The organism is Herbaspirillum sp. B65, from assembly GCF_000333555.1.
Taxonomy (GTDB): domain Bacteria; phylum Pseudomonadota; class Gammaproteobacteria; order Burkholderiales; family Burkholderiaceae_D; genus Herbaspirillum; species Herbaspirillum rubrisubalbicans.
Genome location: NZ_BADI01000221.1, coordinates 1 through 2,006, shown reverse-complemented (window position 1 = coordinate 2,006; position 2,006 = coordinate 1). Strand labels below are relative to the sequence as shown.

Sequence of the window (2,006 nt, the reverse complement as noted above, 5' to 3'; positions counted from 1 at the left end):
GGTGTTGAGGAAATCATCGAACTGGCGCGTCAGCACCAGTTGATCATCCTGGCCGACGAGATCTACGACAAGGTGCTCTACGACGGCAACACCCATACCTCGCTGGCTTCGCTGGCCGATGATGTGCTGTTCATCACGTTCAATGGCTTGTCCAAGAACTATCGTTCCTGCGGCTACCGGGCTGGCTGGATGGTGGTCTCGGGCGAGAAGAAACATGCCCGCGACTACATCGAAGGCTTGAACATGCTGGCCTCCATGCGCCTGTGCGCCAATGCGCCGGGCCAGTTTGCGATCCAGACCGCGCTGGGCGGCTACCAGAGCATCAACGACCTGGTCGCTCCCAATGGGCGTCTGACCAAGCAGCGCGACCTGGCGCACAAGCTCTTGACCGACATCCCCGGCGTGACCTGCGTCAAGCCCAAGTCGGCGCTGTACATGTTCCCGCGCCTGGATCCCGAGATCTACCCGATCAAGGACGACCAGGAATTCGCCTACGAACTGCTGGCCGAGGAAAAGGTGCTGATCGTGCAGGGCACCGGCTTCAATTGCCCCACGCCCGACCACTTCCGCGTGGTGTTCCTGCCTAATACCGACGACCTGAGCGAATCCATGGGCCGTATCGCCCACTTCCTGGAAGGCTATCGTCGCCGTCACGGTACCGCCTGATCCGTTTTGCAGTCCCCGTCACGCGCGCCCGTAGCGGCGTGGCGGTCTTTTTCACCAACCACGAAGACAATATGAAATCCATCAAAGTAGGTTTGCTCGGCATCGGCACCGTGGGTTCCGGTACTTTCAATGTTCTCCAGCGCAACCAGGAAGAGATTGCGCGCCGTGCAGGCCGGGGCATTGAAATTACCATGGTCGCCGCTCGCAATACTGCCCGCGCGACCGAACTGACCCAGGGAAAAGTCAAGGTCGTCAACGACGGCAATCTAGTGGTGAACGATCCCGAGATCGATATCGTCGTGGAACTGATCGGCGGCTATGATACCGCCCGCGACCTGGTGATGAAGGCCATCGCCAACGGCAAGCACGTGGTCACGGCCAACAAGGCCCTGATCGCCACGCACGGCAACGAAATCTTCAAGGCGGCGCGCGAAAAGGGCGTCATCGTGGCCTTCGAGGCGGCTGTGGCCGGTGGCATCCCCATCATCAAGGCGCTGCGCGAAGGCCTGACCGCCAACCGTATCCAGTGGGTGGCCGGCATCATCAACGGCACCACCAACTTCATCCTCTCCGAGATGCGCGACAAGGGCCTGGACTTCGACGTGGTGCTCAAGGAAGCGCAACGCCTGGGCTATGCCGAAGCCGATCCGACCTTCGACATCGAAGGCGTGGACGCGGCCCACAAGCTGACCATCATGGCTTCCATCGCCTTCGGCATTCCGGTGCAGTTCGACAAGGCCTACGTGGAAGGCATCACCAAGCTGCAGGCCAGCGACATCACCTATGCCGAGCAACTGGGCTATCGCATCAAGCTGCTGGGCATCACCCGCCAGACGGCCAAGGGCATCGAGCTGCGCGTGCACCCGACGCTGATCCCGGCCTCGCGCCTGATCGCCAATGTCGAGGGTGCGATGAACGCGGTGGTCGTGCGCGGAGACGCCGTGGGCGAAGCGCTGTACTACGGCAAGGGCGCCGGCGCCGAGCCGACCGCCTCGGCCGTGATCGCCGACCTGGTCGATATCACCCGCCTGGCCACGGCCGACCCGGAACACCACGTGCCATCGCTGGCCTTCCAGCTCAACGCCATGGCCGATACCCCGGTGCTGCCCATGAGCGAGGTGGTGACCAGCTACTACCTGCGCATCCGCGTGGCCGACCAGGCCGGCGTGCTGGCCGATGTGACGCGCATCCTGGCCGATTCGACCATCTCCATTGATGCCATGCTGCAGAAGGAACCGGCCCAAGGCGAGCAGCAGACCGACATTATCATGCTGACTCACCAGACTCAGGAAAAGAACATCGAGGCGGCCATCGCCAAGATCGAGGCACTGTCCACGGTC

General features: G+C 62.2%; 2 protein-coding genes. Both read left to right on the top strand.

Annotation, left to right across the window (positions count from 1 at the left end):
- On the top strand, positions 1 to 666 hold a 666-nt coding region (locus tag I5W_RS05685), incomplete at its 5' end, for an aminotransferase class I/II-fold pyridoxal phosphate-dependent enzyme (protein WP_044528513.1).
- 71 nt (positions 667 to 737) lie between these two features.
- The coding region (locus tag I5W_RS05680) for a homoserine dehydrogenase (RefSeq protein ID WP_044528514.1) at positions 738 to 2,006 on the top strand (1,269 nt) is incomplete at its 3' end.